This is a genomic window from Streptomyces sp. NPDC033270, assembly GCF_055576575.1.
Genome location: NZ_JBVIRA010000006.1, coordinates 124,289 through 130,957 on the forward strand (window position 1 = coordinate 124,289; position 6,669 = coordinate 130,957).

General features: G+C 72.5%; 6 protein-coding genes. 4 read left to right on the forward strand and 2 right to left on the reverse strand.

Annotated elements, in window-relative coordinates; translation table 11 throughout:
* Positions 1 to 23 precede the first annotated feature (23 nt).
* Both ACZ5XZ_RS12120 and ACZ5XZ_RS12125 read left to right on the forward strand, forming a co-directional pair.
* Complete coding sequence (locus tag ACZ5XZ_RS12120; protein ID WP_468976836.1) at positions 24 to 665, forward strand: vitamin K epoxide reductase family protein; 642 nt, start codon at positions 24 to 26, stop codon at positions 663 to 665.
* Positions 666 to 749: 84 nt separating this feature from the next.
* Positions 750 to 2,120 carry a replication-associated recombination protein A gene (locus ACZ5XZ_RS12125; RefSeq protein ID WP_468976838.1) on the forward strand — a complete coding sequence of 457 codons (1,371 nt, stop codon included), beginning with the start codon at positions 750 to 752 and terminating at the stop codon, positions 2,118 to 2,120.
* Positions 2,121 to 2,169: 49 nt separating this feature from the next.
* Here ACZ5XZ_RS12125 and ACZ5XZ_RS12130 read toward each other — a convergent pair whose 3' ends face one another.
* Positions 2,170 to 2,961, reverse strand: coding sequence for a DUF2470 domain-containing protein (locus tag ACZ5XZ_RS12130; protein WP_468976840.1), 792 nt, complete (start codon positions 2,959 to 2,961; stop codon positions 2,170 to 2,172).
* A gap of 185 nt (positions 2,962 to 3,146) precedes the next feature.
* Here ACZ5XZ_RS12130 and rpsD point away from each other — a divergent pair, with 185 nt between their 5' ends.
* Positions 3,147 to 3,758 carry a 30S ribosomal protein S4 gene (gene rpsD / locus ACZ5XZ_RS12135; protein ID WP_384429048.1) on the forward strand — a complete coding sequence of 204 codons (612 nt, stop codon included), beginning with the start codon at positions 3,147 to 3,149 and terminating at the stop codon, positions 3,756 to 3,758.
* Positions 3,759 to 3,784: 26 nt separating this feature from the next.
* On the opposite strand, the gene ACZ5XZ_RS12140 is transcribed toward rpsD, so the two are convergent.
* Positions 3,785 to 5,974, reverse strand: a complete 2,190-nt coding sequence (locus ACZ5XZ_RS12140; RefSeq protein WP_468976843.1) for an ATP-binding protein — start codon at positions 5,972 to 5,974, stop codon at positions 3,785 to 3,787.
* Between the two features lie 193 nt (positions 5,975 to 6,167).
* Between ACZ5XZ_RS12140 and ACZ5XZ_RS12145 the strand changes: the two genes are divergently transcribed.
* Positions 6,168 to 6,602 (forward strand): DUF948 domain-containing protein, encoded by a 435-nt coding sequence (locus ACZ5XZ_RS12145; RefSeq protein WP_468976845.1) that lies wholly within the window; start codon positions 6,168 to 6,170, stop codon positions 6,600 to 6,602.
* Positions 6,603 to 6,669 lie beyond the last annotated feature (67 nt).

A 6,669-nucleotide genomic window follows, 5' to 3' on the forward strand; every position in this document is an offset into this window, starting at 1 on the left:
CAAGGGACCGACGGAACGGCGATATGACGACGACAGCGGTTGACGACGTGTCCATCGACGACGACCACGCGAGCGGCCCGGGCACCATCGGCTCGGGCCGCGGCCTCGCCCTGCTCCTGGTGATCACCGGAGCGCTGGGCGGCCTGGCCGCATGGATCATCACGCTGGACAAGTTCGAGCTGCTGAAGGACCCGAACTTCAAGCCGGCCTGCAGCTTCAACCCGATCATCTCCTGCGGCAGCGTCATGCAGAGCAAGCAGGCGGAGGTCTTCGGCTTCCCGAACCCGATGGCCGGTCTGGTCGGCTTCGGCGTGATCATCGCGATCGGCATGGCCCTGCTCGCCGGCGCCCGCTTCCGGCGCTGGTACTGGATCGGCCTGAACATCGGCACCGGGCTCGCCGCGGTCTTCTGCATGTGGCTGATGACCCAGTCGCTGTACAGCATCAACGCGCTGTGCCTGTGGTGCACGCTGACCTGGTGCGTGACGATCCTGATGTTCTGGTACACCACCGTGCACAACATCAAGCACGGCGTCATCCCGGCCCCCGAGGGGCTGCGCCGCACGGTGCTGGAGTTCCACTGGGTCGTGCCGGTGCTCTGGTACGGCGTGATCGCCCTGCTGATCCTCACCAAGTGGTGGTCGTACTGGAGCACCCTCCTGTAGGCGACGCCTCTCGCACCGCCCGCCCCGGTCCCGTCCCACGACGGGGCCGGGGCGTTGTCAGTGGGGTGGCATAGGCTCGTCGACGTGGAGCCCGACCTGTTCACCGCCGCCGCCGAAGACCGCCAGGAGAGGGACCCCGCGGGGTCTCCGCTCGCCGTGCGGATGCGTCCGCGCACCCTCGACGAGGTCGTGGGCCAGCAGCATCTGCTCAAACCGGGCTCACCGCTGCGCCGCCTGGTGGGGGAGGGCGAAGGAGGGCCCGCGGGGCCGTCGTCGGTGTTCCTGTGGGGGCCGCCCGGCATCGGCAAGACGACCCTGGCGTATGTCGTCAGCCAGGCGACGAACAAGCGCTTCGTGGAGCTGTCGGCGATCACGGCCGGGGTCAAGGAGGTCCGCGCGGTCATCGACGGCGCCCGGCGCGCCTCCGGCGGTTTCGGCAAGGAGACCGTCCTCTTCCTCGACGAGATCCACCGCTTCAGCAAGGCCCAGCAGGACTCCCTGCTGCCCGCCGTGGAGAACCGCTGGGTCACCCTGATCGCCGCGACGACCGAGAACCCGTACTTCTCGGTGATCTCCCCGCTGCTGTCCCGGTCGCTGCTGCTGACGCTCGAACCGCTCACGGACGACGATCTGCGCGGGCTGCTGCGGCGCGCGCTGACCGATGCCCGCGGGCTCGCCGGCGCGGTCACCCTCCCCGGGGACACCGAGGCGCATCTGCTGCGCATCGCCGGCGGTGACGCCCGGCGCGCGCTGACGGCCCTGGAGGCCGGCGCCGGATCCGCGCTGGCCAAGGGGGAGAAGGAGATCACCCTCCAGACCCTGGAGGAGTCCGTCGACCGCGCCGCGGTGAAGTACGACCGGGACGGCGATCAGCACTACGACGTCGCCAGCGCGCTGATCAAGTCGATCCGCGGTTCGGACGTCGACGCCGCGCTGCACTATCTGGCGCGGATGATCGAGGCCGGTGAGGACCCGCGGTTCATCGCCCGCCGGCTGATGATCTCGGCGAGCGAGGACATCGGCCTGGCGGATCCGTCGGCCCTGCAGACCGCGGTCGCCGCCGCCCAGGCCGTGGCGCTGATCGGCTTCCCCGAGGCCCGGATCACGCTGAGCCAGGCCACCATCGCGCTCGCCCTGGCGCCGAAGTCCAACGCCGCCTACACGGCCATCGACGCGGCGCTGGCGGACGTACGGGCCGGCCGGGCCGGTGCGGTCCCGCCCCATCTGCGCGACAGCCACTACAAGGGCGCCCAGAAGCTCGGCCACGGCCAGGGCTACCAGTACCCGCACGACCTGCCGGGCGGCATCGCGGCCCAGCAGTACGCGCCGGACGAGGTGCACGGCAGGCGGTACTACGAGCCCACCCGCCATGGTGCGGAGGCACGCTACGCGGACGTGGCCGAGCGGGTGCGGGCCCGCCTGCGCGGCGCCGCCGGCGAGGGTGGCGCCGAATAGCCCGGCGCGTCGCAGGGGGCCAAAGGCATCGGGCCGGCCGGCCGCCGGACTACTCGGCCGCCGCCTCGAAGAGCGTATGCATCGCCCGCCGCAGCTCCGCGACGTCCCGTACGGGTTCGGGGAAGTCGAAGCGGGCGTCGAAGGAGCGCTGCTCGGCATCGGTGCCGCGGTCTCCCGGGGGACGACCCCCGGACTCCCGGACAAACCGCACCCGCAGGCCGAAGCGGTCCAGGCCCACGGGAACCGCCCGGTCGCGCAGTCCGCACAGCCGGCCGCGGTCGCCCAGCAGGGCGCACAGTCCGCGCACCTGCTCGCTGTGCGCCGCGTGCAGATGCTGCAGCAGCTCCGCCTCGTGGGCGATGAGCGGATCGGGGACCGCGTCGGCGAAGTCGTCCGGCTCGACGGCCTCGGTGCCCCACAGGTCGTCCACCGCGCCCTCACCGACCTCCAGGCGCAGCATCATCCAGGCGGTCCGCCCGTACAGGCCCGGTGCCGGGTCCGGCTGCAGCGCCTCGCCGATGCCGAGCAGCTCGCCCACGGGGTGCCGCTCGGCGAGCAGCATCGCCGCCTCGGCGCGCTGCTCATTGCGTACGGGGGTCAGCCAGCCGGCCACCCAGGCCCGTCCGCGGATGCGATGGGGCACCGAAACCGGTGCCACGTCCGTGATCTCCATCACTGCGGCAAGATCATCATCCTGCGCGTGCGCGGCCGCCCGAGCCGCCGCGGAGTCCCCAGGGACCAGCAACAGCACGTCTCCGTCGGGTGTGACGGTCCGGCAGACGGGTGCCGAGAGCCCGGTCTCGTCGGGGTCCTCGACACCGGGGATGCTCAAAGACGCCATACCATGGGACTCGACGAGGGTTCGTACGCGCTCAGCGGCGGTCGGCTGCTGAGCGTCTTCCACGGGACGCGGCTGACCCGCCTCTGTGCTGTGACCAGCACTGGGCAGGGGGATCCCAGGTCGAAACATGCGTTCTCCTCGCGCTAAGGTAAGCCTCACCTAACTTACACGGAGGTCCGTTCCACGTGAACCAGTCGCGTCCCAAGGTCAAGAAGTCGCGCGCGCTCGGCATCGCGCTGACGCCGAAGGCCGTCAAGTACTTCGAGGCCCGTCCCTACCCGCCCGGCGAGCACGGCCGTGGCCGCAAGCAGAACAGTGACTACAAGGTCCGGCTGCTCGAGAAGCAGCGTCTGCGTGCCCAGTACGACATCAGCGAGCGTCAGATGGCGCGCGCCTACGACCGCGCTCGGAAGGTCGAAGGCAAGACCGGCGAAGCGCTGATCATCGAGCTTGAGCGCCGTCTGGACGCGCTCGTCCTGCGTTCGGGCATCGCCCGCACGATCTACCAGGCCCGTCAGATGGTCGTCCACGGCCACATCTCGGTGAACGACCGCAAGGTCGACAAGCCGTCCTTCCGCGTCCGCCCCGGCGACGTCGTGATGGTCCGCGAGCGCAGCCGCGAGAAGCACCCCTTCCAGGTCGCGCGTGAGGGTGGCTACGCCCCCGACGGCGAGACCCCGCGCTACCTCGAGGTCAACCTGCAGGCTCTGGCGTTCCGCCTCGACCGGGACCCGAACCGCAAGGAGATCCCGGTGATCTGCGACGAGCAGCTCGTCGTCGAGTACTACGCCCGCTAAGCACCACCGCAGGCGCAGCACCACGCTCAGCCCGCCGTCTCCCCGCCGCTCGCGGAGGGGGAGGCGGCGGGCTCGTTCGTGGCGGGCGACGCGCTCCGTGCCGTGCGGCGCGGTGCGGGGGGCCGGTCCGCGGGCCGCAGGATCCGGGCCACCACCGCGTCCAGCCCGAGCCGCCCACCCGCGCCCAGCGCGCGCTCGTACACCTCGTCCCCGAGCCGCTGGCGCGCCTGCTCCTCGCACCTCGCGTGCAGCCGGCTGTAGTGGCGCGAGCCGAACAGCGGCAGCCCCACCGACGGCCAGATCCGCCCCGCGGCGCCCTGCAGCACCGCCGCCTCCCGCGCATCGCCGTCGCCGAGCGTCACCAGCGCCAGCAGCTCGATCGCCAGCACCGCGCCCAGCAGATCGTGGAAGGCGTGGTCGATGGCCAACGACTCCTCCAGCAGCGCGCGGGCCCGTCCGCCGTCGCCCTGGGACCATGCGGCGTAGGCCAGCACGAACTGGGCGTAGGCCAGCGTCCAGCGCTCGCCGTGGTCCTCGCAGGCCTCAAGCACCTCCTGGCCCAGCCGCACGGTGTCCGCCAGCTCCTCCTGGAAGGCCGCCGCCATCGCCAGCGCGAGCTGCGCCAGCAGCGCCGTGCCGCCCAGCTCCCCGATCTCCCGGTAGCGCGCCAGCGCGCCGCGCAGCAGCTCCTCGGCGCGCGGCAGGTCGTCGCTGACCAGGGCCAGGCAGCCGGTGCGGTGCAGCGCGTACGCGGCCGCGGCGGCGTTCCCGGTCCGCTCGGCCTTCTCGCGGCACTCCTGCAGCGCCCCCAGCGCGCCGACGGTGTCCCCCTGGAGCACCGCGACATGGCCGGTCACCCACAGCGCCTTCAGCCGCGCCTCGTCGTGGTCGCTGTCCAGCTCCAGGGCCCGGTCCAGCCAGTGCCGGCCCTCCGAGAGCCGGCCGCAGCCCACCCAGTAGAACCACAGGGTGCCCGCCAGGTACTGGCCCAGGTGGGTGTCGGCGGCGCTCGTCAGGCTGTGTTCCAGCGCCACCCGCAGATTGGGCAGTTCGGCCTCGATCCGGGCGGCGATCTCGGCCTGTCGGGGGCTGAACCAGTCCAGCTCGCACCAGGTCGCCAGCCCCAGGTACCAGTCGCGGTGCCGGCGCCGGAGCCGGGCGGTGTCGCCGGTCGCGTCCAGCCAGTCCGCGCCGTAGGCCCGTACGGTGTCCAGCATCCGGTAGCGCACACCGGCCGCGGTCTCCTCGCGCACCAGGACCGACTGGGCGACCAACTCCGCGATGACGTCGAGGATTTCCCCGACCGGCAGGTCCGGGCCCGCGCAGACGTATTCGGCCGCCTCCAGGTCGAGCTGCCCGGCGAAGACCGACAGCCGCGCCCACAGCAGCCGCTCCCCGGGCGTGCACAGCTCATGGCTCCACCCGATCGCGGTCCGCAGCGTCCGGTGCCGGGCCGGGGCGCCGCGGGCGCCGCCGGTCAGCAGCCGGAAGCGGTCGTCGAGGCGGTGCAGCACCTGGTGGACGGAGAGCGCGCGCAGCCGGCCCGCGGCCAGTTCCAGCGCGAGCGGAATGCCGTCGAGGCGCCGGCACAGCTCGCCGACCGCGGCCTTCCCGGACGCCTCGACGGTGAAGCCGGCGACGACCGCCGCGGCGCGGTCGACGAACAGCGCGGCGGCGTCGGCCGCGTCCATCGGCGCCAGCGGCACCACGTGCTCGCCCGGAATCCCGAGCGGCCGACGGCCGGCGGCCAGCACCCGCAGCCCGGGGCAGTGCCGCAGCAGCTCCAGGGTCAGCTCGGCGCACGCCTCGACCAGGTGGTCGTAACCGTCCAGGACGAGCAGCAGCTCGCGGTCCGCGAGCTGCTCGCGGAGGGCGGCGCGCACGGGTCGGCCGCCGCGGTCGGTCGCCGTCAGCGCCTCGGCGACGGTGTGGGCCAGCAGGTGGGGTTCGCGCAGGGAATCCAGCTCGACCAGCCACGCCCCATCGCAGAAGCGATCCTGCAAGATCGCTGCGCTGTGTGCGGCGAGACGTGACTTCCCCACGCCGCCGAGGCCGGTGACGGTGACGAGCCGGGCCGACTCCAGCCGCCGTGCCAGCGCGGCCAGTTCGTCGTCGCGGCCGACGAACCGGTTGAGCTCCGCGGGAAGGTTGCCGGGGCCCCGCGACCGCTCGGGGGGCGGGCGATCGGCGGGCCCGGGGCGCGTGAGGCGTCGCATGGCACACGGAGAGTACTCGGCGCGATGCGGACCGTACAATCATGCCGTCGCGCGCCGCCCGGGCCCTCCTCGTGGTGCCGGGAACGGGGTACGGACGGACAGTCACGGCGCGATAAGGTCAAGGTTGCCGTTCGAGCGGGACAGTCGAGCGGGAACGGAGCCCAGACCAGACCAGTCGGAGAGTGGTGCCAGCGTGTCCGGTGGAGAGGTGGCCGGGATCCTCGTGGCCGTCTTCTGGGCGATCCTCGTGTCGTTCCTCGCCCTCGTACTGGTGAGGCTCGCGCAGACGCTCAAGGCGACCACGAAGATGGTGGCCGAGGTGTCCGAGAAGGCCGTTCCGCTGCTGGCCGACGCGTCCGCGACGGTCCGCTCCGCGCACACCCAGCTCGCCCGTGTCGACGCCATCGCCGCCGACGTGCAGGAAGTCACCGCCAACGCCTCCGCGCTCTCCTCGACCGTCTCCTCCGCCTTCGGCGGACCGCTGGTCAAGGTGGCCGCGTTCGGCTACGGCGTGCGCCGCGCGATCGGCAAGAAGGGCGCGCCGGAGCCCGAGCGCACCGTCGTCGTCGGCCGTACCCTGCCCGGGGGGGGGGGGGGGGGGGGGGGGGAAAGGTGGGGCCCAGAATGAGTAAAAAGAGGTTTTGCCGGGTCCGCTGGGTTCCCCCCATACACAACAACACCGGGGGGGGGGCGAA

Bases quoted from the DNA above. Each gene is read 5' to 3' on its own strand.
- ACZ5XZ_RS12130 (WP_468976840.1), bottom strand. From the start codon at position 2,961: ATGGCGTCTTTGAGCATCCCCGGTGTCGAGGACCCCGACGAGACCGGG.
- ACZ5XZ_RS12140 (WP_468976843.1), bottom strand. From the start codon at position 5,974: ATGCGACGCCTCACGCGCCCCGGGCCCGCCGATCGCCCGCCCCCCGAG.
- ACZ5XZ_RS12120 (WP_468976836.1), top strand. From the start codon at position 24: ATGACGACGACAGCGGTTGACGACGTGTCCATCGACGACGACCACGCG.